Origin of the sequence: Kitasatospora sp. NPDC028055 (genome assembly GCF_040637885.1) — a bacterium.
In the GTDB taxonomy this organism is placed as follows: Bacteria; Actinomycetota; Actinomycetes; order Streptomycetales; family Streptomycetaceae; genus Kitasatospora.
Genome location: NZ_JBEZXE010000012.1, coordinates 40821 through 66272, shown reverse-complemented (window position 1 = coordinate 66272; position 25452 = coordinate 40821). Strand labels below are relative to the sequence as shown.

The window sequence follows — 25452 nt, the reverse complement described above, 5'->3', positions numbered from 1 at the left end:
CGGGCGCGCGGAGCGTGCACCCGGCGCTTCCACCACGCGCACGCCCCCGACGCGCAACCCGACGCATCAGCGCACCGGGATCTCCAGGATCACCTTGGTGCCGCCGTTCGGACCGGCCACCATGTCGAAGGTCCCGCCCAGCTCGCCGGTGGCGAGCGTCCGGACGATCTGCAGACCGAGGTTGCCGGCCGTCTTCGGGTCGAAGCCCTCCGGCATGCCGCGCCCGTCGTCCTGCACGGTGATCAGCAGGTACTCCTCCGGCCGGGCGCCGCCGTTCCAGCTGTCCGACCAGCCCTTGCCGGTCGCCGGGGCCCGCCCGCGCAGCGCGCTGACCTCCAGGTTGCCGGAGGCCGTAGGACCGAAGGCGTGTTCCAGCGCGTTCTGCAGCAGCTCGGTCAGCACCATCGACAGCGGCGTGGCCACCTCGGCGGAGAGGATGCCGAAGCTTCCGCTGCGGCGGGTCGCCACCCGGCCGTCCTGGGACAGCTCCATCGCCATCGCCAGCACCCGGTCGGCGATCTCGTCGAAGGCCACCTGCTCGTCCAGCGCCTGGGAGAGCGTCTCGTGCACGATCGCGATCGAGCCGACCCGGCGCACCGCCTCGTCCAGCGCGGCCCGGGCCGGCTCGGACTCCATCCGGCGGGACTGCAGCCGCAGCAGGGCGGCGACCGTCTGCAGGTTGTTCTTCACCCGGTGGTGGATCTCCCGGATGGTGGCGTCCTTGGTCATCAGCTCGCGGTCACGGCGGCGCAGCTCGGTGACGTCCCGGCAGAGCACCAGGGAGCCGGTCAGCGTCCCCTTCGGCTTGAGCGGGATCGCGCGCAGGGTCACCACTCCCCCCTGCGCCTCCACCTCGGTCTGCCGGGGCGCCCAGCCGCTGGCCAGCTTCACCAGCGCCTCGTGGACGGCCGAGCGGGAGGGCGGGGCGAGATCGGCGGTGGCGCGGCCGAGGTGGCTGCCGACCAGGTCGGTGGTGAGGCCGAGCCGGTGGTAGGCGGAGAGCGCGTTGGGGCTGGCGTAGGTGACGATGCCGTCCGCGTCCACCCGGATCAGGCCGTCGCCGACCCGGGGGGCGGCGTCCATGTCGGCCTGCTCGACGCCGTGGTACGGGAAGCTGCCGGCCGCGATCATCTGGGCCAGGTCGGATGCGCTCTGCAGGTAGGTGAGCTCCAGGCGGCTGGGGGTGCGCACGGTCAGCAGGTTGGTGTTGCGGGCGATCACCCCGAGCACCTTGCCCTCGCGCCGGACCGGGATCGACTCGACCCGGACCGGGACCTCCTCGCGCCACTCCGGATCGCCCTCGCGCACGATCCGCCCCTCGTCGAAGGCGGCGTCCAGCAGGGGGCGGCGCCCGCGCGGGACGAGGTGGCCGACCATGTCGTCCTGGTAGGAGGTCGGCCCGGTGTTGGGCCGCATCTGTGCCACCGAGACGTAGCGGATGCCGTCCCAGGTGGGGATCCACAGCACCAGGTCGGCGAAGGAGAGGTCGGAGAGCAGCTGCCACTCCGAGACCAGCATGTGGAGCCAGTCCACGTCGGCCCCGGTCAGGGTGGTGTGGCGGCGGACGAGTTCGTTCAGCGAGGGCACATGGCGAGCGTAGCGCCGCGGCCCGGTGGGGGGCTCGGCGGACTGTCCGCTGGCGCCGGATGACTGTCCGGAGTTGTTTAGACCAATTCGCCGAGCTGCCTGGACAACCCAGATTGGTCTAGTCCACAATGAAAGGGCACCAAGGAGAGGCCCACCGCGCAACTGCCCTGACCGCGCGCGGCTTCTCCTCGGTCGGACGCCGCCGAACGAGGACCCCGCACAGTCCTCGATCGACACCGGCGCCCGACGACAGCTCCGGGCTGCGGTGCCGCATGGGTTGAGGGTCCCGTGTCGGCGCCGTGGCCCGTAGTGCTTTCCGGACCCGTTTCCGCCGCTCAGCGAACCGGCCCCCGTCCACAGCCTGTGGACGGGGGCCGGTTCCGTCCCCGAACGGCGAGCCCCCGCCCCGAGCCGAAGGGGCGCGCCGGTGCCGAAAGGGAGAAGGGCCAAGCCACCGACGAAGGAGGTGGCGCAGTGCCCGCCGACCGTCGGCACCGGGTCAGAGCGCCCCGGAGGCGAGCGGGCGAGTCCCCGCCCCGAGCCGAAGGGGCGCGCCGGTGCCGAAAGCGAGGAGCGAGGAGGCCCCGAGGAACGAGGGGCATCGGAGCGACGACCGTCGGCACCGGGTCACAGCGCCCCGGAGGCGAGCGGGCGAATATCAGCGCGTCTCGGTGACCTTGGCCAGGGCGCGCGGGGCGTCCGGGTCCTGGCCGCGGGCGATGGTGACCTCGTAGGCGAGCTGCTGGAGCGGCAGGATCTCCAGGATCGGCTGGACCTCCTCGGGCACGCCGGCCGGCAGCGCGAAGCCCGCCGAGGCGGCGTCCACCTGTGCCTGCTGGCCGATCACCACGAGGTCCGCGCCGCGGCCCCGCAGTCGGTCCAGCACCGGCTGGAGGGCCTCGCCGCCCTTGCCGTCCGGGACGATCGCGATCACCGGCGAGACGTTGTCCACCATGGCCAGCGGCCCGTGCAGCAGGTCGGCGCCGGAGAACGGGGTGGCCGGGATGTAGGTGGTCTCCATCAGCTTGAGCGCCGCCTCGCGGGCGGTCGGGTAGCCGTAGCCGCGCGAGGTGATGACCAGGCGCTGGGCGAAACGGTAGCGCTCGGCCAGCGCCTTCACCTCCGCCTGGCGGGCCAGCACCCCGGCGGCCAGGCCCGGCAGCTCCTTGGCCGCCGAGCCGTCCCCGCCGCGCAGGCCCTCGACCAGGAGGTAGAGCGCCAGCAACTCGGCGGTGTAGGTCTTGGTGGCCGGCAGCGCCTTCTCCGGCCCGGCCAGCACGTCGATGTGGAACTCGGACACCTCGGCGAGCGGGGAGTCGGGGTTGTTGGTGACGGCGAGGGTGATCGCCCCGGCCTCGCGGGCGGCCTTGGTGGAGGCGACCAGGTCCGGCGAGCCGCCGGACTGGCTGACGGTGATCACCAGGACGTCGGTGAGGTCGGGCCGGGCTCCGTACGCCGTGGTGGTGGACATCGAGGTCAGGCCGGCCGGCTTGCCGAGCAGGATCTCGATCAGGTACTTGGCGTAGAGCGCGGCGTTGTCGGAGGTGCCGCGCGCGGTCAGCAGGACGAAGCGCGGACTGCGGGCGGCGATCCCGGCCGCGATCTCGCGGATCTTCGGGGCTCCCTCGTCGAGGATGCGCTGGAGGACGGCCGGCTGCTCGGCCATCTCCGCCGCCATGATCCGGCCGGGGACGGAAACAGTCTGCGGGTCGGACATCTGGATTGCCTCCGATGAGATGGGTCGACCCCGCCCGGGCGGGCTGCCCGACGGGGACCTCTACGGCGGCGAGTCCGCACACTCGCTGCGATTCCTGCTGGGCAATCCTACGAGTGGGCCCCCGCCGCGGCACCCCCGAACCGGAGGGTGGACGGGGGCGGGCGGGGGCGGCGGGCGGACCGGGTGTCAGGACGGGTTGTTGATCAGCTGGTCGATCGCCGCGTCGGCGTCCTTGGTGGCCTGGTCGACGGACTTGCCCTTGAGGATCGCGGTCAGCATGTCGGGGATGATCTTCTGCTTCTCGACCGCGCCCCAGCCGGGGGCGAGCGGGGTGAACCAGGCGTCCGGGACGGCGTTGGCCGCGGCGGCGGTGTTGGGCTTGTTCTTCAACGGGTTCAGCTGGTTGAGGTTGTTCGGCAGGATGTCCTTGTCGGCCAGCGCCTGTTCGGACTTGGTACTGGTGAACATCCGGATCCAGTCGGCGGCCGGCGCCGCCTGCTGGGACTTGGCGGTGACGGCGAGGTCCGAGCCGCCGATGAAGGTGGGCAGCGGCTTGCCGTCCGGGCCGGGCATGGTGGCGACCTTGACGCTGTCCTTGAGGCCCGAGTCACCGGTGACCGGCGCGATCACGCTGGCGGCCTCGAAGCCGTTGCCGTAGAAGGACGCGGCGTGCCCGCGCGCCATCGCCTCGAACTGGTTCTGCTCGTTCTGCGTCAGGTCGCCCTTGTTGTACTTGCGGACGAGGTCCACGAAGTGGCTGATGCCCTGCTGGGACTTGGCGTCGTGCAGGGTGCCGTGCCAGTTGCCGGAGCTGTCGAACTTGGCGATGCTGCCGCCGTACGCGGCCACGTAGCTCATCGCGGCGTACCAGTACGGCCCGGGCAGGTAGAGCGGGGAGAAGGTGCGGTCCGATCTGTTCTTGTCCGCGATCTTGTCCAGGGCGGTCATCAGCTCGCCCTCGGTCCTGGGGAACTCCGCGCTGCCGGTGGCCTGTTGGAAGACGGTGGAGTTGTAGACCGCGACCCGGGCGCCCGCGTAGTAGGGCACGCACCACAGCTTGTCCTGGTAGGTGCAGGTGTTGGCGAGCGCCTTGATCCAGCTGTCGGAGTTGTCGAAGGTGGTGCGGTCCACCGGGGCCAGCGCGCCGGAGAGCACGTACTTCATCGTCTCGGTGTTGCCGAGTTCGACCACGTCGGGGGCGTTGCCGTCGGCGATCGCCTTGTCGAGCTTGCCGACCTTGTCGGCCCAGCCCTGGTAGACCAGCTTGAGGGCGACCTTGGGGTACTTCGCCGCGAACTCGTCGTTGACCCGCTGGACCAGGTCCGGCCAGTTCTTCTGGGCGTCGTCCATCAGCCAGACGGTGACGGTGCCGGCGGCGGCCTTCGGATCCGCGGCGGAGCTCCGGCCGTCGCCCGAGGGTGATCCGGTCGAGGAACAGGCCGTCAGTGCGACGGCCAGCGCCACGATCCCGAGCGTCGAAACGAGCTGACGCTTCTTCACGCCATCCTCCGAGGGTTGTCCAAGAACGGTGGTGCCCGCCGACAGCGTGATTGGCGCCCGCGGCGGAGAGTCCTGGCGGGGGCGGCGAAGAGCTTCGAGGAGGGCGCAATACCACAACCGGTGAGTTCGATTTCGAACCGGTTGCATGGACTCTGGCCTAGACCAACTGTGGTGTCAACGGCCAACAGGCCTTGTTACCAAGGCTGTTGCCGACCCGTTGTACCGCGTGGCGATCAGTCGTCGGGCTGTCACCCTCAGTGGGACTTAAGGTGGATTTAAGGCTGTCTTGAGGGAGCACGGTCATTCGGCGGACGCCCGGGTCGACACCGGGGAAACGCGACGGGCCCGCCATGCGACATGCGCATGACGGGCCCGTCGGCGGACGCCCCCGGCTGCGGCCGGCGGCGTCCGTACGGTCTCAGCCGACCGCTCCCGGCTGCCCGGTGAGCACCTCCACGGCCGCCAGCCCGCAGACCCGGGCGGCGCCGTGGGTGGCGATGTACAGCGCGCCGACCGGCTCGGACTGGGGCAGCCCCATCTCCACCACCGCGGCGTCCGGCCGGGCCGCCACCAGACGGGCCAGCGCGGCGGCCATCCAGGCGTGCCGGTGGGCGTCCCGGACCACCAGCACCAGGCGGCGGCCCTGCGCCCCCGCCACCAGCTCGGCGACCAGGGCCTCCAGCAGCTCCGGCGCGGCCTCGGCCGCGGACACCGCACGGGTGCGGGTGCCCGGGAAGCGGTCGGCCAGCATGCCGGCCACGCCCCACGGGGTCACGTCGCCGACCGCGATGTTCGGCTCGTCCGAGAACGAGGCCACGTACGGGCGCTCGCTCACCGGCAGCACCTCGCGGCCCGGCGCCCGGACCACCTTGAGCGCCCGGCGCGCGGCCCGCAGGCCCACCGCGAGGTCCGGTTCGGCCTGCTCGCCCTGGGCCGCGATCCGGCCCCAGCTGCCCAGCGCCCGGACCCGGTCGGCGGCGTCCGCCAGCCGCTCCTCGGTGAGCCGGCCGGAGCGCACGCCCGCCACGATGGCGTCGCGCAGCATCAGCACGGTCTCCTCGTCGGCCAGCCCGCCGCCGACGCAGATCGCGTCCGCGCCGGCCGCCAGCGCCAGCACGGTGCCCTCGCCCATCCCGAAGGTGTCGGCGATGGCGCCCATCTCGATCGCGTCGCTGACGATCAGGCCCTGGTAGCCGAGGCCGCCGTCGGCCGGGGCGGCGCGCAGCAGGTCGCGCAGCACGGTCGGGCTCAGGGTCGCGGGCAGCTTCGGGTCCAGCGCCGGGACCATGATGTGGGCGGTCATCACGGCCTTGGTGCCGGCCGCGATCGCGGCCTGGAACGGGATCAGGTCGCGGGTGCGCAGCACGTCCAGGTCGACGTCGATCACCGGCAGGCCGTGGTGCGAGTCCACCGCGGTGTCGCCGTGGCCGGGGAAGTGCTTGGAGCAGGCGGCCACGCCGGCCGACTGCAGGCCCTCCACCCAGGCCGCGGTGTGCCGGGCGCACAGCTCGGGGTCGGCGCCGAAGGAGCGCACGCCGATGACCGGGTTGCGCGGGTTGGAGTTGACGTCCGCGGTGGGCGCCCAGTTGTAGTTGACGCCGGCCGCGGCCAGCGCCCGGCCCAGCTCGCGGGCGACGTCCCGGGTCAGCGCCGGGTCGTCGATCGCGCCGAGGGCGAGGTTGCCCGGCCAGGACGAGCCGGAGCCGGCCTCCAGGCGGGTGACGTCGCCGCTCTCCTCGTCGATCGCGATCAGGAGGTCGGGGTTCTCCGCGCGCAGCGCGCCGGTGAGGGCGGACAGCTGGTCGAGGTCGACCACGTTGCGGTCGAACAGCGCGACCGAGCCGAGCCCGGCGGCCAGGTGGCGGCGCAGCCAGGCGGGCGGCTCGGTGCCGACGAAGCCGGGCTGGAGGACGGTCAGGGCGTCCCGGTGGAGCTGGTCGCTGTCCGGGGCGGTGGGTACGAGGATGCTCACGGTGGCTCAGCCCTTCACGGCGCCGTCGGTCAGACCACCGACCGCCTTGCGCTGGAGGAAGACGAACAGGATCAGCACGGGGACGGCGAACATCGTGGAGGCCGCCATGGTGGCGCCCCAGTCGTTGCCGAAGGCCGTCTTGAAGGAGGTCAGCCAGAGCGGGAGGGTCTTGCCCTGCTCCTTGTTCAGCCACAGGACGAGCGGGAACTCGTTCCAGGCCGTGATGAAGCCGAACAGCGAGGTCGACATCAGGCCCGGGGCCAGCAGCGGGAAGATCACCTTCACGAAGGCCTGGGTGCGGGTGCAGCCGTCCACCATGGCCGACTCCTCCAGCTCCTTCGGCACCGCGGCGATGAAGCCGCGCAGCGTCCAGATGGTGAAGGGCAGGATCATCATCATGTAGAAGAACGTCAACGGCAGCAGGCTGTTCAGCATGTCGTTGTCGCGGGTGATCATGTAGGCGCCGACGGTCATGACCTCCCAGGGCGCCATCTGGGCCAGCATGATGACCAGCACGAAGCTCTTGCGGCCGCGGAACTTCATCCGGGCGACGGCGAAGGACGCCAGGGTCGCGATCACCAGCGAGATCAGCACCGCGCCGACGGTGACGGTGATGCTGTTGGTGACGTACGTCCAGAAGTTCGGCGCGTCCACCGCGGTGGTGAAGTGCTCGAAGGTCGCGTCGAGGGGCAGGAAGACCGGCGTCTTGCTGATGATGTCGCGGTTCTGCTTGAACGCGGTCGCGATCATCCAGTAGACGGGGAAGATGAAGAAGACGACGAGGACGACCGCGATCACGTTCGGCCAGGTACGTCCGAAGAGAGAGCGCCTCACAGCTCGTCCTCCTGCTTGATCACGATGCGGAAGTAGTAGGCCATCAGGACGCCCAGCATCAGGATGGTGAGCACCGCGATCGCGGCACCGACGCCGTAGTGCTGGCTGCCCTGGCCCTCCAGGAAGGCGTGCACGGGCAGGGTCCGGGTGAGCTTCTCGGGGCCGCCGCCGTTGATCGCGTAGATCTGGGTGAAGGACTTGAACACCCAGATGACCTCCAGGAAGGTCGTGGCCAGGAAGAAGGGCTTCAGGTTCGGGAAGATCACCGAGCTGAAGATCTTCGAGGAGCCGGCGCCGTCCATCCGGGCGGCCTCGTAGAGCTCCTTGGGGATGGTGGTCAGGCCGGCGTACATGTTGAACGCCACGAAGGGGATGGACTGCCAGACGATCAGCAGGATGACGACGAAGAAGGTCGAGTACTCGTCGCTCATCCAGTTGTAGTTCGCCATCGAGTGCCAACCGAGCTTGTCCAGGCCCCAGTTGACGACGCCCCACTGCTCGTCGAACAGCCAGGTGTAGACGGTGGTGGCGGCGACCACGGGCATCGCCCAGGCCATCAGCAGGGCGATCGACAGCGCCAGGCGCATCTTCTTGCCGAGGTGGTTGAGCAGCAGGCCGACCAGGGTGCCGCCGACCATGATCAGCACCACGTTGACCAGGGTGAAGACGACGGTGCGACCGGTGACCGACCAGAACTCCGGGTCGCTCAGCTGGTCCTTGTAGTTGTCGAAGCCGGTCCACTCGGTCAGGTGCATCACCAGCTGGCGCCGGTTGAGGTTCTGGAACGACAGCAGGAAGGTCTTCAGCAGCGGCCAGCCGAGCAGGACGATGGTCGCCACGATGGCCGGCAGCAGCAGCAGGTACGGCGCGGAGCGGGCGCCGAGACCGGGGCCGCTCGCGGGTCTGGTGCCCTTCGGCGCGGTGCCCCTGGCTCCGCCGCCGGCGGCACTGGTGTCAATCTCGGCCACCACAGCCTCCCCTGACTCCGGGGACTGCGTCCGCACCCGGTCCGAATGCACAGCCATCGTTCTCACTTCCTCACAGCCCGGCCACGACGGACGGGCGCCGCCCACCGGCCCCCCGCCGGGGGCCGGTGAGCGACGCCGCTCGATGCACTAGTTCTTCTGGTTGAGCCGCTTGGCGATCTCGTCGTCGTACTTCTTCGCGGTGGACGCGTAGTCGGCGCCCTGGAGGACCGCGGTCAGGAAGTCCTTGATCGGGTTCGGGGTGTTCTCGACGCTGGCCCAGTTCGGGGTGTTCGGGGTGATCCCGCCGACCGCGGTGGCGGCCTGGGCGGCCTTCGCGAAGTCACCGGTGAGCTGGCTGTTCAGCGCCGGCTTGTTCGGGATGTTGCCGGCCGCGGCGACCATGCCCTCGTTCTTGTCGTTGAGGGCGATCTTCAGGAAGTCCTTCGCCATGGCGGTGTTCTTGCTCTGCGCGGAGATCGCGAGGTTCGAGCCGCCGATGAAGACGCCGGAGGGCTTGTCGGCGGTCTTGCCCGGGATCGGGAAGAAGCCGATCTTGTCCTTCGGCATCTCCTTCTCCAGCGGGAGCTCCCAGCCGAGGGCGATCATGGTGCCGACGTTGCCCTTGGCGAAGACGTCCTTCTGCTGCGGGGTGGCCTCGTCCTTGTCCTTCGGACCGGTGAGCGAGTGGCTCTGCAGCGTCTTGTAGGTCTCGAAGGCGCGCTGCGCCTCGGGCGACTCCAGGCCGCCGACCCACTTGCCGCCCTCCTGCTTGGCGATCTTGCCGCCCTCGCCGGTGAGCAGACCGAAGTAGGTGTACCACTCCTGGCCCGGCAGGTAGATCGGGTCGACGACGCCCGGGGTGGCCTTGAGCTTGTCCAGGTCGGCGTAGAACTCGTCCAGGGTCTTCGGCGCGTCGGTCAGGCCGGCGGCCTTCCAGAGGTCCTTGTTGTAGGCGACCACGCGGTTGGAGACCCACCACGGGGCGGCGTACTGCTTGCCGTCCAGCATCGCGGCCTCGTTCTGGTTGGCGGCCCAAGCGTCGCCACCCAGCGCGGACTTGTCCTTGGTGATGTCGAGCAGACCGCCGGTGGCGGCGTAGCCGGAGGTCTGGGTGTTGCCCAGCTCCAGGACGTCGACCGAGCCCTCGGACAGGGCGGCGGTGATCTTCGGGCCGATGTCGGTCCACTCCTGGGCCTGGAAGTCGACCTTGGAGCCCGGGTAGGTGCTCTCGAACTCGGCCTTGACCGAGTCGGTCCAGCCCTTGGGGGCGGAGCCGGTCATGGTCCACACCTTGAGCGTCTTGCCCTTGTACCGGTCGGCCGACGTGGAGGACGAGGAACCGCCGTCGTCCTTCTTGCCGTCCGAGCCACAGGCCGCGAGACCGACGACCATTGCTGCGACGCCGACCGCCGCGATGAGCTGACGCTTCACGCCATCCTCCTGAGGGATGCCTGGGTTACCCCCGTCGGGCGGCTGCGGCAGACCCACGCAAAGCGGGAGGAAAGGTGCCGCGGACCCCTTCGAGCGGGTGGGGGGATTCATCGTTACCGGCCTAGTGGTGTAGACCAGATGCCTGGAGCTTGGCCTAGACCAATGGGCCTGTCAACGGCTGTTCGACCGATCTCGACCACCCGTTATCAAGCCGACACCGCACATCGTTCATCGCGTGATGAGGTATTCGTTCCGTAGCCATACATGCAACGATGTGGTCCGTTAACGATGTGGCGGGGCGGTAGAAGGCCCCGCGAGAAGCGGGAGAACAGGTCCGATGAGCAGCGACGGGGGATCCACCGCCCAGGCCGACGACCCCGAGGTGAAGAACCTCCCGACGCAGACCGGCGCAGATCCGACCGCGCGCGTCCCCAAGTACTACGGCCTCAAGCGCCACCTCCTCCAGCTCACCGAGACCCAGCCCGCGGGCACCCCGGTCCCGCCCGAGCGCGCGCTGGCCGCCCAGTTCGACACCTCGCGCACCACCGTGCGCCAGGCCCTCCAGGAACTCGTCGTCGAGGGCCGGCTGGAGCGCATCCAGGGCAAGGGCACCTTCGTGGCCAAGCCCAAGGTCGCCCAGGCGCTGCAACTCACCTCCTACACGGAGGACATGCGCGCCCAGGGCCTGGAGCCCACCTCCCGGCTGATCGAGATCGGCTACATCACCGCCGACGACCGGCTCGCCCCGCTGCTCGACATCAAGCCCGGCGGCCGGGTGCTGCGGATCGAGCGGCTGCGCCTGGCCAACGGCGACCCGATGGCCATCGAGGTCGCCCACCTCTCCGCCAAGCGCTTCCCCGCCCTGCGGCGCAACCTGGCCAAGCACAACTCGCTGTACGCGGCGCTGCGCGAGGTCTACGGGGTCACCGTGGCCGAGGCCGAGGAGACCATCGAGACCACCCTCGCCAACCCGCGGGAGGCCGGCCTGCTCGGCTCCGACCTGGGCCTGCCGATGCTCCAGCTCTCCCGGCACTCCTTCGACGCGGACGGCGACCCGGTCGAGTGGGTGCGCTCGATCTACCGCGGCGACCGCTACAAGTTCATCACCCGGCTCCAGCGGCCGGAGTAGCGGTCCGGGGCGGCCGTCCGGGACAGTCGTCCGAGGCGTGTGCCCCGGACGGGCCCCTCCTCTCTCACCACGGGCACCGGCGTGCGCGACCCGCGCGCCGGTGCCCGTTCGCGTCCGGATGGCGGGAAGTTGCGTCATATCGGGTGACATGGATCACCCCATGCTCTAGATTGCGCAGCCGTACTGACTGCCGATCACCGATGGTGCTGCCCGGCGGGCTCACGGGGGTGCCCGGCACCTCCGGGGCTGCGGCGCCGACGGAACCCTCCGGAGCGGAGCAGAAGATGCCGTCTGACCAAGCCCCCAGCGAAGCTGTCATGCCCGAGCCGGCCGGGAGTCCCGTCCCGGCCGTGACCCCCGAGCGGGTGCTCGCCGGACTCGCCCTGCTCGTGCCGATCGTGGCGATGCTCTGGGTCTCCTCCTACGACAAGACCGACCCGGCGGTGGCCGGGATGCCGTTCTTCTACTGGTACCAGCTGCTCTGGGTGCCGGTGTCGGCCGTCTTCACCGTCGCCGCCTACCTGCTGATCAACCGGGACGAGAAGGCCCGCAGCGCGGCCCGCAAGGGCGGTGCGCGATGAAGGACGTCAACGTGCCGGCCCTCGTGGTCTTCGTGCTGTTCTTCCTGCTGGTCACCGTGATGGGCTTCCTCGCCTCCCGCTGGCGCCGCGCGGACGACGCGGCCCACCTGGACGAGTGGGGCCTGGGCGGGCGCAGCTTCGGGACCTGGGTGACCTGGTTCCTGCTCGGCGGCGACCTCTACACCGCCTACACCTTCGTGGCCGTCCCGGCCGCGGTGTACGCGACCGGCGCGGCCGGCTTCTTCGCGGTGCCGTACACGATCATCGCCTACCCGCTGGTCTTCCTGTTCCTGCCCCGGCTCTGGTCGGTCTCCCGGGTGCACGGCTACGTCACCCCGGCCGACTTCGTCCGCGGCCGTTACGGCTCGCGGCCGCTGTCCCTGGTCATCGCGCTGACCGGGATCCTGGCCACCATGCCGTACATCGCCCTGCAACTGGTCGGCATCCAGGCGGTGCTGGACGTGCTCGGCCTCGGCGGCGGGGCGGACGCCAACTGGTTCGTCAAGGACCTGCCGCTGTTCCTGGCCTTCGGCGTGCTGGCCGCCTACACCTACTCCTCCGGCCTGCGCGCCCCGGCGCTGATCGCCTTCGTCAAGGACGCCCTGGTCTACATCGTGATCATCGTCGCGGTGATCTACATCCCGCTGCGCCTGGGCGGTTACGGGCACATCTTCGACGCGGCGGCGGCGCACTTCAAGCAGGCCAAGGCCGGCGGGCTGACCCTCCCGGACAACAAGCAGTGGACGTACGCCACGCTGGGGATCGGCTCGGCGATGGCGCTGTTCATGTACCCGCACTCGGTGACCGGCGTGCTGGCCTCCAAGTCCCGCAACACCGTGCGCCGCAACATGGCGATCATGCCCGCGTACTCGCTGATGCTCGGGCTGCTGGCGCTGCTCGGCTTCATGGCGATCGCGGCGGGCGTGGGCAGCGGCGTCAAGGGCTACAACGCCCAGCTCTCGGTGCCGCAGCTGTTCGCGAACATGTTCCCGGACTGGTTCACCGGCGTGGCCTTCGCCGCGATCGGGATCGGCGCGCTGGTGCCGGCCGCCATCATGTCCATCGCCGCGGCCAACCTGTTCACCCGCAACGTCTACAAGGAGTGGCTCAAGCCCGCCGCCACCCCGGCCGACGAGACCCGGGTCGCCAAGCTGGTCTCGCTGCTGGTCAAGGTCGGCGCGCTGGTCTTCGTGCTCGGCATGGACAAGCAGGCCGCGATCAACCTCCAGCTGCTGGGCGGCCTGTGGATCCTGCAGACCTTCGTGGCGATCGTCGGCGGCCTGTTCACCCGCTGGTTCCACCACTGGGCGCTGTTCGCCGGCTGGGCGGCGGGCATGGGCTACGGCACCTGGCAGGCGTACGGGCTGGCCAGCCCGGCCACCAAGCACTTCGGCGGCAACGCGGCCGAGATCCCCGGCATCGGCGAGATCGGCTACATCGGCCTGACCGCCTTCGTGCTCAACCTGATCGTCTCGGTGGTGCTCACCCTGGTGCTGCGGGCGCTCAGGACGCCCGACGGCCCGGACGAGACCAAGCCCTCCGACTACAGCGCCGAGGCCGGCGGCGACGAGCGGGAGAACGCGCCGGAGCCCGTAGCGGCGCACTGATTGGCCGTGCGCGCGCCCTGTGATCGCGCCGCCTTCTCCGTGAACACTGGAGGAGGCGGCGCGATCATATGTATGAACAGGCGTGCACGCCGGGCACCACCAGACCGGACCGGCATCCGGCCGGAACCTGATCGACCCACGGGGAGCTCGCGGCCATGGCAGAACTCGGCACCACCCTCAACGGCCAGCACCAGTCCACCCAGCACCAGGCCACCCAACACCAGTCCTCCCAGCACCAGAACCCCCAACACCAGCACCACCCCCACGTCACCGCCCACCGCCCGGCGGCGGCCACCCGGCTGCCGTCCGTGCTGATCGCCACCCGGCACGGCGAGTCCACCGCCAACGTCGAGTTCCAGCTGGCCGAGGCCGTCGGCGCGCTCAGCGTCCCGATCAGCAGCCGGGACGCCGACATCCCGCTGTCCCTGCGCGGCCAGCGGCAGGCCCAGGCCCTCGGCCGCTGGTGGGCCGCCCTGCCCAGCACCGACCGCCCGCGCAGCGTCTGGTGCTCGCCGTACGTGCGCACCGCCGAGACCGCCCGGATCGCGCTCGCCCAGGCCGCCGGCCTCGGCGCCGTGCCCGTCACCCTGGCCGTCCGCTACGACGAGCGGCTGCGCGACCGCGAACTCGGCATCCTGGAGATGCTGCCCAAGGCCGCCATCGAGGCCAAGCACCCGGAGGAGGCAGCCCGGCGGCGCAAGATGGGCGAGCTGTACTACCGCCCGCCCGGCGGCGAGTCCTGGGCCGACGTCGCCCTGCGGGTGCGCAGCCTGCTGCGGGACGTCTGCGAGGAGGAGGCCGGCCGGCCCGTCCTGCTGGTCGCTCACGACTGCACGGTGCTGATGCTGCGCTACGCGCTGGACCGGCTCACCGAGCAGCAGCTCATCGAACTCGGGGCGGTGCACAACTGCTCCACCAGCCTGTGGCGGGCCCAGGACGGGCGGCTGCGGCCGGACCGCTGGAACGCCGTCGACCACCTGACGGGCGAGGGCGACTGACGGGTCGCCAGGCGTCGGGTCGGCAGTCGTCGGGCCACCAGCCGTCGGGTCACCGCCCGACCGCCGGGTCCGCGAAGCCGCGGCGGTAGGCCAGCGGCGTGGTGCCCAGCCGGCGCCCGAAGTGGTGCCGCAGCGCCGCGGCGTTGCCGAAGCCGCAGCGGGCCGCGATCACGTCCACCGACTCGGTGGTGGACTCCAGCAGCCGCTGGGCCAGCAGCACCCGCTGCCCCACCAGCCAGCGGTGCGGGGTGGTGCCGGTCTCCTGCTGGAAGCGCCGGGCGAAGGTGCGCGGCGACATGTGCGCCCGGGCGGCCAGCTGCTCGACGGTCGCCTCCTGGTCCGGGTGGTGGCGCATCCAGTCCAGCAGCGGGCCCAGCGAGTCGCCGCCGCCCTCCGGCAGCGGGCGGTTCACGAACTGCGCCTGCCCGCCCTCCCGGTGCGGCGCCACCACCATCCGGCGGGCGATCCCCCGGGCCACCTCGGCGCCCTGGAACTTGCGCACCAGGTGCAGGCAGGCGTCGATGCCGGCCGCCGTACCGGCCGAGGTGACCACCGGGTCGTCGTCCACGTACAGCACGTCCGGCTGCACCGCCGTCCCCGGGAAGCGGCGGGCCAGGTCGTCGGTGTGCCGCCAGTGGGTGGTGGAGCGGCGGCCGTCCAGCAGCCCGGCGGCGCCCAGCACGAAGGCGCCGCTGCAGATGGACAGCACCCGGCCGCCGCGCGCCACCACCGCGCGCAGCGCCGCCAGCAGCGGCTCCGGGTAGCTGTCGCGGATCCCCGAGGCGGTGACCACCGCGAGGTCCGCGTCGGCCAGCCGCTCCGGGCCGTACGGGACGTCCACCGTGAACCCGGAGTGGGTGGCGTGCGGCCCGGGGTGGGCGCCGGCCAGCGCGAAGTCGTAGCCGGGCAGCCCGTCCGCGGTGCGGTCCAGGCCGAACACCTCGCAGGCCACGCCCAGTTCGAACGGGTGGACCTCCTCCAGCACCACCGCGACCACGTTCCTCAGCATGCCGCCCAGGATGCCCCGCCGGGCCGGGCGCCGGGAAGCCCCGGCTGGCAGGATTTCGAGGCAACCCGGCGTTCCTGCCACTCGTCGGCCCCGGCACCGCCCGGCCACAGTGGTGGCCATGGAATCCGGCACCCTCGCAAGCGCACTCGCCCTGGTCGGCGCGGTCGGCGGCTTCGGCCTGCTCGGCACCCTGATCGGCCGCGAGCTCTCCCGCGGCCCCGCGGCCGGCCGCGACAACTACCACCGGCCCGGCGGCTACCCGGCCGACCCGCACCGCGCCGACCGGCTGCACGGCGCCCCGGCCGCGTCCCCGGCCCGCGCCGCCGACGCCGCTGACCTGCCGCTCCGCCCGGCCCCCGGGCCGGTCGCCGTACCGGGTTCCGGCACACTGGCCCGATGGACTACCTCATCCGCCACGCCCTCCCCCGGGACCTCGAAGACGCGGGCCGGATCACCGTCGAGGCCTTCGTCGGCGATGGCTACACCAAGCCCACGAGCGACTACGTCGAGCTGCTCCGCGACGCCGGGCGGCGCTCCCGCGAGGCCGAGCTCCTGGTCGCCGTCGACGGGGCCGACGAGCAGGTCCTCGGCTGCGTGACCTTCGCCGTCGGCGGCACCGAGTGGGCCGACATCGCCACCCCTCAGGAGGGCGAGATCCGGATGCTCGCCACCGCCGCCGCCTCCCGCGGCCGCGGCGTCGGCGAGGCCCTGGTCCGCGCCTGCGTCGCCCGCTCCCGCGAACTCGGCCTGACCGGCATGGCCTTCTCCACCCGCCCCGAGATGACCGCCGCCCACCGCGTCTACGAGCGGGTCGGCTTCCGCCGCACCCCCGAACGCGACTGGGCCCCGTACCCGGGGATGGACCTGATGGTCTACACCATGGCGTTCTGAGGGCCCGGCAGCGGTTCACCGGCCCCTCCCCCACCCCGGTGACAGGCAGACGATCAACAGGCGTCTTTTGATATAAACCACAGATCAAGACATGTCTTCGACACGTCGCGACAGTCGATCGACCGGGGGGACCCACCACATGGACGACGGGCCCGGCCTCAGCATGCCCGGAAGCGGCCCGACGCTCCAGGACATGCGCGAGGCTCGGGGCATAGAGGCCCCGACCTCCAGCCGCTACGCGATCCCCGCGCCGCCCCCCGTACCGCGCGGCCCGCTGCCGCCCTCGGTCCGTTTCAAGGCGGTCGACGGGCTGCGCGGCCTCGCGATCGCCTCCGTGCTGCTCTACCACACCGACTGGTTCCAGAACGGCCTGTTCGGCGTGGACGTCTTCTTCGTGCTCTCCGGCTTCCTGGTCAGCCTGGTACTGATCCGCGAGCTGGACCGCACCGACGGCATCCGACTCGGGGTCTTCTACCGCCGCCGCGCCAAGCGGCTGCTGCCCGGACTGCTCGCCACCATCATCCTGGTCGTCGGACTGTCCGCCCTGGTCAGCCCGCTCCGGGACGTCCGGGACCTGCGCCCGCAGGCGCTCGCCACGCTCGCCCAGATCGCCAACTGGGCCCAGCTGTCCCGCGGCGACGCCTACTGGCAGCACTTCGCCTCGATCGATCCGCTGGCGGCCATGTGGTCACTCAGCATCACCGAGCAGTTCTACGCGGTCTGGCCGCTGCTGCTCCTGATGGTCTTCGGCCTGTGCCGCCGCTCGCTGCGCGCCACCGGCATCGCCACCGCCGTCCTGTTCGCGGCCTCCGCGCTCGTCGCCCCGCTGATGTGGAACGGCGGCAACAGCGACCGTCTCTACCTCGGCACCGAGACCCGCGCCGTCGGCTTCGCGGCCGGGGCCACCGCCGCCTTCGGGGTCTACCTGTGGCAGCGCCGCAAGGCCCGTGCCACCACCGACGCCCCCCGTTCGGCCCGCCGCGGCGGCACCGCCGTGCCCACCCTGGTCGGCACGGCGGCCCTCGGCGGCCTGGTCTGGGCCAGCCTGTCCGTCGGCACCTACCACGAACCCTGGCTGTACGAGGGCGGACTGGCCCTGGTCGCCGCGCTCGCCGCCGTGCTGACCGCCTCGCTCTGCCGCGACCGCGGCCCCCTGGTGCGGCTGCTGTCACTTCCGCCGCTGCGGCTCACCGGCACCATCTCGTACAGCCTCTACCTGCTCCATCTGCCGGTGTACTGGCTGCTGCAGCACTACGTCGACGACATCTCGCCGCAGAAGCTGCTGCTGATCGGCGGCCCGGTCTCCTGGGTGCTGGCCTGGCTGCTGCACACCGCGACCGAGAAGCTGCGGGTGCTGCGCTGGCGGGCCTTCCCAGCCATCCCGCTGCTGGCCGTCACCACCGCGGTGGCCACCGCCGGGGCCTGGTACCTGCCGGCCTGGGTCACCCACGACATGCGGTCCGGACCGAGCGGCAAGCCGCTGGTCCTGGTGCTCGGCGACTCCTTCGCCCAGGACCTCGCCACCGGCCTGTACCGGGACGGCGACCGCTACCGGGTGGTCGACGGCGGCATCAGCGGCTGCGGGGTGTTCGACCCGGACAAGGTGCGCACCGTCTCCGGGACGGAGTTCGAGACCAGCTCCGACTGCCGGAACCGGGCGGCCGAGTGGGACCGCCAGATCGCCTCCGCCGCGCCGGAGGCCGTGGTGATCCACCTCGGCTGGGACGCCGCCGAGCAGTACCTGGACGGCACCTGGCTCAGCCCCTGCGACGACGACTACCGCAGCCGGTACCGCACCGAGCTCACCCAGGCCGTCGAGCAGGTCCGCCGGCGGGCGCCCGCCGCCCGGGTGCTGCTGATGAACGAGCGCGTCGAGAACGGCGCCATCAGCAAGACCTGGGGCACCTGCTTCAACCAGCAGGTCGGCGACTTCGTGAAGGCCGCCGGCGGCACCGTCCGGCTGGTCGACCTCGACACCTTCTACTGCCCGTACGACACCTGCGTGTGGAAGGACAAGGACGGCCACTGGGTCACCCCGGCCAACGACGGGGTGCACCTGACCCCGGCCGGCATGCGGTTCGTGACCCCGTGGCTGGAGAAGCAGATCGCGGACGGGCTGTCCGGGGCCCAGCCGCAGTCCCCGGCCGGGTCGGCGCCCGCACCGACCCCGACCGCGGCGCCGAGTTCCACCCCGACGCCCACCCCCACCCCCACGCCGACACCGACGCCGACGGCGACGGCGAGCACCCGGCCGTCAGGTAAGCCGACCCCGGCCAAGCCGACCCGGACGCCGACCGCCAAGGGGACCCAGGGCGCCGGCGAGCACCCGGCCGAGCCCCAGCCGTAGCGGACCTGCGCCGATCCCCAGCCGTAGCGGACCTGCGCCGGGCCCGCTACGGCTGCGGGATCTGGTACGTCTGCGCGAAGCAGTCGCGGATCGCCTTCTCGGAGCCCGGGCGCCCGGCGTAGTCCATCCGCGGGGTGTCCGGGGTGACCGGCAGGGTCGGGTCGATGCCGAAGTACAGCGACCAGAAGTACACCCCGCGCAGCTTGCGCTCCTGGGCGACCTGGCAGACCGCGGTGAACCAGGTGGCCTGGACGGCCTCGTTCACCTCGGTCTTCTTGTAGTACTCACCGGGTGTCTTGTACGCGCCCTTCTGCGCCGGGATGCCCACCTCGGTGAGCTTGGTGGTCGGCTGCGGGCCGGTGCTGCGCTTGTCGAGCCAGGCGTTCCAGCTGGCCTTCAGGTCGGCGATCGGGGCGTCGTCGTCGGAGTTCTTGGCCGGCGGGTAGGCGTCCGCGCCCGTCGCGTCGACGGGTACCGCGATCGGGCCCTTGGCCCAGTTGTCGAAGTTCGCGTCGTACGCCAGCTCGCCGTGGAAGGCCTTCCTGGCCTCGTCGACCAGGCCCTGCCAGCGCGGGTCGCCCTCCAGCGAGTTGAACTCGGTGCCGAGGGTGAACTCCGCCACGGAGTGCTCCTGGGCGGTCTTCAGGTACGGCGCCAGGAAGGCGGCGTAGCTGGCGAACCAGGCGTCCCGGTCGGTCGGCGTGATGTTGCCGCGCCACTTGAGGGTGTGGACGTAGTCGAACACGTCCTCGTCCATGATCGGACGCACGGTGGTGCGCAGACCCGCCCGGTGGGCGGCGTCCAGCAGCAGGGCGAGGCGCTCCGGGGTGGGCGTGGTCGGCCGGGCGGCGACGGCGTTCGACTTGGTACCCGTGGTGTAGTACGGGAACGTCACCGACAGGGAGTTGGCGTTCAGCCCGACCACGTACTTGACGATGCGGTCGACCTTGCCCTGGACGAAGTTGTCCGGGTCCGCCGGGTCGTCCAGCCAGTACACCTGCACGCCCCACTCGGGGCTGCCCTTCTTCCACGGACGGGCCACCTTGGGGCCGGTGTCCTCGACCGGCGGGGTGTCCTTGCCGAAGCCCCAGACCCGGCCCTGCTCGGTGGGGGCGGCGAGGTGGACGGTGGTGGGCCGCTGGTGGTCGAACCGGATCGGGTGGTCTCCCCACACCACGGGGACCGCCACGGTGACGGCGACGACGACGGTCGGCAGGATGAAGATGGCAGGGCGCTTCAACGGTCGTGACTTCCGATCAGGCCGGCTTGGCGATGACGACGAACTTGTTCTCCTCGCGCTTGAGGAACTTGATCAGCCCCCGCAGCCCGCCCCAGCCCTCCAGGAAGGAGAACACCGGGATGCAGGCCACCACGACGATCGGCTCCCACCACTTGCGCCGGTGGTTGGCCGAGGCGACCACGTTCAGCCGCAGCCCCTCCCAGTAGGTCCAGATCACGTAGGCGAAGTTGATCGCCCACAGCAGCACCACGGACTGGGTGACCGGTGAGGTGTTCCAGGTGCCGGTGAACCAGGCGACCAGCAGCACCAGGCCGACGTGCTGCAGCGGGCCGAGCACCCAGCTGACCATGCCCATCCCGATGAACAGCCGGTACCGCAGCGGGATGGTCTTGTTGAAGCAGAGCGCGACCAGGCCCCAGGCCCAGCGCTCGCGCTGCTTGAGGAAGTCCTTGACGCCGGCCGGCGAGGCGCCGTAGCAGCGCCCGTTGAACCAGTCGCTGCGGCCCGGGTAGCGCTGGCAGAAGTTCAGCGCCATCTGGGCGTCCTCGACGATGGTCTTCGGCCCGAAGTCCCAACCGATGGTGGCCTCCACCGAGGAGCGCACGATCAGCAGTTCGCCGTGCACTCCGGCGATCGGGGTGCCGGTGCCGGTCATCGCCCGGAAGCGGGCGATGTCGTCGGCCGGGCGGATCGCGTCGGCGAGCCAGGTGAAGGTGGAGACGGCGTTCTCCCGGGGGTACGTCAGGATGCCCTGCGCCATGTGCTTGGCGTCGTCCCCGGCCCGGCGCTGCCGGTTGACGAACTGGGCGACGGCGGCGGCGGTGTCCGGCCCGACACCGGTGTCGTCGTCCATGTGCAGCACCCAGACGTCGTCCTGCGCCTCACCCTCCTCGATCCGCAGCTCGTGCGAGTAGTGGTTGGCGCGGGCCTTGAACTTGGTGCCGTTGGCCGTCTCGTACGCCTTCGGCACGGTCACCACCCGGATCAACGGGTGGCGTTCGGCCAGCTCGTCGATCTTCTCCGCGGCGGCGCAGCCCTCCTCGGTGAGGATGTCCACCCTCATCCAGGGGAAGTACGGCGGCAGGTGCTCGACGTACGAGAGCACCGAGCGCTCCAGCGCCGGGTAGGTGTCGTGCCGGCCGATGGTCGGCACCAGCACGATCAGGAAGTCGTCCTCGGCCGGCGCGGGCGGGGTCATCCGGTCCACCTGCCGCAGCCGTCGGCGGACCATCAGCACCCCCTGGAAACCGATCAGCACGCCGAACACCGGCATGCCCCACAGGATGGTGATCGCCCAGCCGAGCGGGGTCGGGTTGGGCACGTACGCCCAGATCGAGAAGGCGAAGATGATCACGAAGGCGGTGTAGAACGGCAGCACCCGGGGCTTCCAGGACATCTGTCGCTCGGCGAGCCGGGCGGCCTCGCGGGACGTGGTGAGCACCGTCCGCGCAGGGGCTGTGGACGTCATGGCGGAAGTCGTTCCTCGTCTGGTGTCGGTCGGTCGATCGATCGGTCCGGTCGGTCCGGCTCCGGTGGGGGGCGCGGCCGAGCGGTGGGCGGTCAGGCCTGCGGCGGGCGCTGGGCCGGCGGCGCGTCGGCGGGCGGCGGCACGACCGGGCCGGGGGCCTGCGGGCCGGCGGCCTGCGGGCCGGGTACGGGCGGGGCGGCGGGCCACTGCTGCTGGACCGCGGTCGGCTGGTACGTCGCCGCCTGGGGCGGCTGCTGGGCGTACGGGCCCGGCGCGGGCGGCACCGCCTGGGGCGGCGCAGGCGGCCAGGCGGCGGGCTGGGCCTGCGGCTGCGGCTGCGGCTGCTGGTACCACACCGGCTGGGCCGGCGGCTGCTCCGGCCACCCGGGCTGCGGTTGCCCGGGCTGTAGCTGGCCCGGCTGCGGCACTCCGTACGGCCCCGGCAGCGGCCCGCCCGGAGCCGCGCTCTGCGCGGGCGGCCAGGCCGTCCCGGCCGAGGAGCCCTCCGCCTGCTCCCGCCACTTGGAGCGGGCGAGCAGCACGATCAGCGTCGCCGTGACGACCACACCGAGCGCGAAGGTGGCGAGCTTCAGTCCGCCCTCGGTCGTCCCCGTGAACCACTGCCGCTGCGGTTCGTCCAGCAGCGCGCCGGTCAGGCTGCGCACCCGGTTGTAGCCCTCGACCAGTGCCACGCCCGCCGCCACGCCGAGCGCCCAGCCGCGCCCGCGCAGCAGCAGGATGCCCGCGGCCAGGTACAGCAGGCCGTAGTTGAGGCTCCCGGTCTCGGCGTCCACCGAGGTCCCGCCGTAGTAGAAGATGCCCTTGAGGTAGGTCGCGAAGCCGACCTGCCCGAAGCAGTTGTAGGCCGCCCAGCCGAGCAGCACCACGCCCCAGCCGACCGCCAGGCCACCGGCCCCGCGTATCGGACGTGTCTGTGTCATCCCCGCACCCCGCCCCTCCGGTCCTCTTCCGACCGTCCGCCGAACCCTCGGGTTTCGCCGCCACAGGATGCCACACGGCACAACGGACCCGGAATTCCGCCGGTTCAACGGCTCCGGACCGGTCAGCGGACGTGCAGCCCGCCCCAGTCGAGGCTCCCGCCGGACGGCCCGGAACCGCCGGTGATCGCCAGCGGGCTGTGGTAGGTGGCGTTGACGTCCGCCCCGGAGTTCCGCGGCTGGTCCGGGGCCAGGTTGTCGGAGGTGAGGGACTGCCCCCAGACCGTCCAGATCGTCCAGGGGGTGCGGCTGAGGGTGTCCGGCTGGCGGGAGTTGACCGGCACGGCGAAGGACTCGGCGAGCATCCTCGGCTTGTGGTAGGCGGCGAGCCCGTCGTAGTAGCGCTTGGTCCACACCTCGCCGGTGCCGATCGGGTGCGCCGGGCTGCCGCTGTAGTCGTCCACCCCCACCACGTCGACGTACTGGGAGCCCGGGTAGTAGTCCCACGGGTCCACGCCCGGGGCGCCGTCCCAGGACACCGGCGTCCAGACGAACAGCAGGTTGTGCAGGCCCCTGGTCTCCACCAGGTACTTGTAGGTGATCCGCCACAGCGCCTGGTAGTCGGCCGGCTTCTGGCCCGCCCACCAGAACCGGCTGGCACAGTCCTGGACGTTCATCTCGTGGTAGGGGCGCAGCAGCACCGGCACGTCGTGGGCGGCCAGGTACTCCAGGTGGTCGGCCAGGTAGGACAGGTCGGTGATCAGTGCGCGGTACTCGGGGGTGTCGCCCCCGGCGTCCACGACCCGGCCGAACCAGCCCGGGTCCTTGGCCGCCGGGGAGTTCGAACAGAGCACCCGGTCGAAGGACTTGACGCCGGACCCGGGATAGGGCTCGTGGAAGGACATGCCGACGATTCCGGCCGGGGCCCCGCCGTTGTCCGGCAGTGCGGTGGTGCTGCCGTCGCAGTTCTGCTGGACACCGGAGCCGTCGTAGGTGCCGTCGTCGGCGCGCGGGTGGCCGGACCAGACGGCGGTCATCAGGTCGACGGCGTCGTCGGTGTACTGCCAGCCGGCGCGGCAGGTGGGCCAGCGGCCGGCCGAGTAGGAGCGCGGGTTGCCGACGCCCCAGGCGTTCTGGCCGTAGCCGGGGCCGAGGTCGGTCTCCATGAAGCCGGGCAGCCGGCCGGTGATGTCGGCGGCCTTCTTGTAGTAGTAACCGACCTGCTTGGTGCCCCGGTAGTCGCCGTACTCGGGGTTGTTGCGCTCGTTGTGCGCCTCGACGTGCTGGCCGATCACCGTGCCGCCGCTGTGCCCGGTGCGGGCCTGGGCCTCCAGGTCCGCGAGGAACTGCTGGACGGCGCGGGCGTTCGGCGAGGCCTGCGGATCCCGGGCCAGCAGGTCCCGGCCCACGTCCGGTGGCAGGGTGCGGCCGGGGGCGCCGACCGACACCGGCACCCGAATGGGTAGCCCGACCTCGGTCCGGTCGTCGCGGTCCAGCAGCACGAGACTGCCGGCGGCGACCACGACGCCGGCCGCGGCCAGGACGGCCGGCTTACCGCGCAGGGCTCTGGGCAGGGCCACGACCGCTCCTCCGGTTTCTCGCCGGCGCCGACCCCCACGGACGCAACCGGAACACGCGTACGAATGACTCCGACGAGAGCCTGCCACACTCCCCCGGTCCCGGCGAACAGGTCCGCCGGGACCGGGGTGTCACAGCGGGTCAGCCGGTCGCGGCGGCCGTCGGCGTGCCCTGCGAACCCGGCGTGGCGGAGCCCGCCGCCTTGGCCCGCTGGAGCAGCTGGGCCTTCACGTGCTCGGCGAACCCGGAGGCCGCCGCCGTCGCGGTGGCGTCAGGGGCGTTGCCGCCCTTCGCCGAGCCCTCGACGGTGAAGTAGGCGTACCGGCCCAGGCTGCTGTGCGTGCCGGTGCAGCCGGGGTTGGCACAGAACGCCGGGGCGCCCGGCGCGGGCAGGCCCTTGAGCTGCCCGGTGTAGTTCTTGATCGCCGTCTCGGCCTGGATCTTGTGGTCGAAGACTGCGACGCCGACGGTCACCGCGCTGTCGCCGGAGACGTACGTCGCCCGGAGCACCTTCTGGCAGCCCTGGTCCCCGAGGACCTTGCCGAGCCCGCCGGTGGTGGAGTTGCCGTCCCAGCAGGGCTGGTCCAGCGAGACCACGGTCCGGTTCCAGGACACGCCGTTGACCGTCACCTGCAGCGCGGAGAACAGTGCCCCCGCATCCTGCGGCGCCGGGTCGGTGGCGGCCTCCCAGATCGGCTTCGACGGGTCCTCCGGCTGCCCGCCCGGGGTCGCGCCGCCGTTCGACGGGCCGGGGGTCGGCTTGCCCGAGGCGGGTGCGGTCGCGACCGCACCGCCGCCGGGCTTGGCCGGGTCGTCCTTCTTGCCGAACAGCAGCACTCCACCCGCGACCAGACCGCCCACCAGGACGACGGCCACCGCGCTGCCGATGATCTTCACCCGGCGCTTGCGCCTGGCCTCGGCCTCGTTGCGGTCCGCCAGCGCCGCCCAGTCCGGCTCGACGCGCTGCGGCGGGACCGGCTGCTGAGGCGCGACCGGCTGCTGCGGAGGACCCGACTGCTGCGGAGGCTGCTGCCACTGCGGCTGCGGAGCCGGCGGCTGAACCGGCTGGGGCACCGGCGGGACGGGCTGGGAGAACGGCTGCGCGGCCGGCGCCACCGGTCCGTACGAGGCCGGCGGCGGGCCGAAACCACCGCCCGGCGGCGGCACCGGACCCGGCCCCACCGGCTGCTGATTCTGTGCGCCCCCCGACCCGGCGGGAGGCGTCCCCTGCGGCCCGTGCCCAGGTACACCAGTTCCGTCGCTCATGCGCCCAGATCGTAGGGCATGACCCTCACCGTCCCTCGGCCCGGTGACCGATCCGTATCGAAACCCGGACGCCCGGCGCGCCGGCCCCGGGTGTCCGACACCCGGATCCGAGGCGTCCGGCGGGCGGCCGCGACACGTCCGGAGCGTGCTTCCGGGCCTCGGACGACCACGAACCGCCACCGGCCCGGGCACAACCCGTCATCGCGACAACACACCACGCCGCACTACATGTGGTGTCGCATCGAGGAGACACCACTACATGTATGCTCGCTTCTGCTGTCGATGCAGGGGAACCCGGTGGGAATCCGGGACTGCCCCGCAGCGGTGTGCGGGCGGCTCCAGCAGCCGTACCGCGAGTCCGAGTACCTGCCGAACAGCGTGCGCCACGGCC

General features: G+C 71.7%; 19 protein-coding genes and 1 riboswitch. Of the genes, 6 read left to right on the top strand and 13 right to left on the bottom strand.

Translation table 11 applies throughout. The features are described from left to right. Window positions 1-66: 66 nt before the first annotated feature. The 7 genes from AB0F71_RS15685 to AB0F71_RS15655 all read right to left on the bottom strand — a co-directional run bounded on the left by AB0F71_RS15685 (window position 67) and on the right by AB0F71_RS15655 (window position 10009). The gene (locus AB0F71_RS15685) at window positions 67-1587 is read right to left on the bottom strand and encodes a PAS domain-containing sensor histidine kinase (RefSeq protein WP_360233440.1); all 1521 of its coding nucleotides are present in this window, start codon (window positions 1585-1587) and stop codon (window positions 67-69) included. A gap of 658 nt (window positions 1588-2245) precedes the next feature. Next, window positions 2246-3304 (bottom strand): SIS domain-containing protein, encoded by a 1059-nt coding sequence (locus AB0F71_RS15680; protein ID WP_360233437.1) that lies wholly within the window; start codon window positions 3302-3304, stop codon window positions 2246-2248. Between the two features lie 186 nt (window positions 3305-3490). After that, window positions 3491-4804, bottom strand: coding sequence for an extracellular solute-binding protein (locus AB0F71_RS15675; RefSeq protein ID WP_360233434.1), 1314 nt, complete (start codon window positions 4802-4804; stop codon window positions 3491-3493). Window positions 4805-5222: 418 nt separating this feature from the next. Further along, on the bottom strand, window positions 5223-6776 hold the full coding sequence (locus AB0F71_RS15670; RefSeq protein WP_360233431.1) for a glycoside hydrolase family 3 protein: 1554 nt from the start codon (window positions 6774-6776) through the stop codon (window positions 5223-5225). 6 nt (window positions 6777-6782) lie between these two features. Beyond that, the gene (locus tag AB0F71_RS15665) at window positions 6783-7610 is read right to left on the bottom strand and encodes a carbohydrate ABC transporter permease (protein ID WP_360233428.1); all 828 of its coding nucleotides are present in this window, start codon (window positions 7608-7610) and stop codon (window positions 6783-6785) included. Next, the gene (locus tag AB0F71_RS15660; RefSeq protein ID WP_360233425.1) at window positions 7607-8578 is read right to left on the bottom strand and encodes a sugar ABC transporter permease; all 972 of its coding nucleotides are present in this window, start codon (window positions 8576-8578) and stop codon (window positions 7607-7609) included. Before AB0F71_RS15660 ends, AB0F71_RS15665 begins: the two co-directional genes overlap by 4 nt. 147 nt (window positions 8579-8725) lie before the next feature. Further along, complete coding sequence (locus AB0F71_RS15655; protein WP_360233422.1) at window positions 8726-10009, bottom strand: extracellular solute-binding protein; 1284 nt, start codon at window positions 10007-10009, stop codon at window positions 8726-8728. Between the two features lie 337 nt (window positions 10010-10346). Here AB0F71_RS15655 and AB0F71_RS15650 point away from each other — a divergent pair, with 337 nt between their 5' ends. From AB0F71_RS15650 to AB0F71_RS15635, 4 genes are all read left to right on the top strand, one after another. Further along, the gene (locus tag AB0F71_RS15650; RefSeq protein ID WP_360233419.1) at window positions 10347-11138 is read left to right on the top strand and encodes a GntR family transcriptional regulator; all 792 of its coding nucleotides are present in this window, start codon (window positions 10347-10349) and stop codon (window positions 11136-11138) included. A 317-nt stretch (window positions 11139-11455) separates the two neighbouring features. Continuing rightward, window positions 11456-11719: a DUF3311 domain-containing protein gene (locus AB0F71_RS15645; protein WP_360233416.1), complete on the top strand. Its 264-nt coding sequence runs from the start codon at window positions 11456-11458 to the stop codon at window positions 11717-11719. Then, on the top strand, window positions 11716-13326 hold the full coding sequence (mctP, locus tag AB0F71_RS15640) for a monocarboxylate uptake permease MctP (RefSeq protein WP_360233413.1): 1611 nt from the start codon (window positions 11716-11718) through the stop codon (window positions 13324-13326). The genes AB0F71_RS15645 and mctP overlap by 4 nt, the downstream gene beginning before the upstream one ends. Before the next feature lie 155 nt (window positions 13327-13481). Continuing rightward, complete coding sequence (locus AB0F71_RS15635) at window positions 13482-14324, top strand: histidine phosphatase family protein (protein ID WP_360233410.1); 843 nt, start codon at window positions 13482-13484, stop codon at window positions 14322-14324. A gap of 49 nt (window positions 14325-14373) precedes the next feature. On the opposite strand, the gene AB0F71_RS15630 is transcribed toward AB0F71_RS15635, so the two are convergent. Continuing rightward, window positions 14374-15333, bottom strand: a complete 960-nt coding sequence (locus AB0F71_RS15630) for a helix-turn-helix domain-containing protein (protein WP_360233407.1) — start codon at window positions 15331-15333, stop codon at window positions 14374-14376. Window positions 15334-15729: 396 nt separating this feature from the next. On the opposite strand from AB0F71_RS15630, the gene AB0F71_RS15625 reads away from it, so the two are divergent. Both AB0F71_RS15625 and AB0F71_RS15620 read left to right on the top strand, forming a co-directional pair. Continuing rightward, on the top strand, window positions 15730-16224 hold the full coding sequence (locus AB0F71_RS15625) for an N-acetyltransferase (RefSeq protein WP_360233404.1): 495 nt from the start codon (window positions 15730-15732) through the stop codon (window positions 16222-16224). A gap of 139 nt (window positions 16225-16363) precedes the next feature. Beyond that, on the top strand, window positions 16364-18571 hold the full coding sequence (locus AB0F71_RS15620) for an acyltransferase family protein (RefSeq protein WP_360233401.1): 2208 nt from the start codon (window positions 16364-16366) through the stop codon (window positions 18569-18571). A gap of 46 nt (window positions 18572-18617) precedes the next feature. On the opposite strand, the gene AB0F71_RS15615 is transcribed toward AB0F71_RS15620, so the two are convergent. From AB0F71_RS15615 to AB0F71_RS15595, 5 genes are all read right to left on the bottom strand, one after another. Further along, on the bottom strand, window positions 18618-19811 hold the full coding sequence (locus AB0F71_RS15615; protein WP_360233398.1) for a hypothetical protein: 1194 nt from the start codon (window positions 19809-19811) through the stop codon (window positions 18618-18620). A gap of 16 nt (window positions 19812-19827) precedes the next feature. Further along, window positions 19828-21279, bottom strand: a complete 1452-nt coding sequence (locus AB0F71_RS15610; RefSeq protein WP_360233395.1) for a glycosyltransferase family 2 protein — start codon at window positions 21277-21279, stop codon at window positions 19828-19830. A gap of 92 nt (window positions 21280-21371) precedes the next feature. Then, window positions 21372-22220 carry a hypothetical protein gene (locus tag AB0F71_RS15605; RefSeq protein ID WP_360233392.1) on the bottom strand — a complete coding sequence of 283 codons (849 nt, stop codon included), beginning with the start codon at window positions 22218-22220 and terminating at the stop codon, window positions 21372-21374. Window positions 22221-22342: 122 nt separating this feature from the next. Then, window positions 22343-23797, bottom strand: coding sequence for a glycosyl hydrolase (locus AB0F71_RS15600; RefSeq protein WP_360233389.1), 1455 nt, complete (start codon window positions 23795-23797; stop codon window positions 22343-22345). A gap of 139 nt (window positions 23798-23936) precedes the next feature. Then, window positions 23937-24869, bottom strand: coding sequence for a hypothetical protein (locus AB0F71_RS15595; protein WP_360233386.1), 933 nt, complete (start codon window positions 24867-24869; stop codon window positions 23937-23939). Between the two features lie 448 nt (window positions 24870-25317). Further along, window positions 25318-25450: riboswitch (cobalamin riboswitch) on the top strand. The last annotated feature ends 2 nt before the right edge of the window (window positions 25451-25452 follow it).